Below are 320 nucleotides of genomic sequence, written 5' to 3' on the forward strand. Positions count from 1 at the left end.
CCTGAGCCGGTGCGCGAGAAGATCAAGGACCTGGCCCTGCACCAAAGCGATCTGTCGCCGCGCGAGTTGGCCGTGCAATTCACTGACACGGAAAAGTACCCTCGCCCATTGTCTCTCGGACCAATGGCGCTCCAATGGCTCGATGTCAGAGGCTTCGACCTATCCACTGCCCGGCAGGGCATTGCGCAGCAATGTCCCGAGAGGGGCATCCTCAAGGCCTGTGACCTGATCACCAACCCGGCCTATGTGGTTCTGTCCGGCTCTGACGAGTTCCGTGACAAGACGACCCGACCGAACCAGCTTTAACAGACCGACTTTAC

General features: G+C 59.7%; 1 pseudogene. It reads left to right on the top strand.

Annotated elements, in window-relative coordinates:
* Positions 1 to 303: pseudogene (locus L1069_RS24045) on the top strand (hypothetical protein); the annotation flags it as partial.
* Positions 304 to 320: the final 17 nt, after the last annotated feature.

Source organism: Leisingera sp. MMG026 (assembly GCF_021654205.1).
In the GTDB taxonomy this organism is placed as follows: Bacteria; Pseudomonadota; Alphaproteobacteria; order Rhodobacterales; family Rhodobacteraceae; genus Leisingera.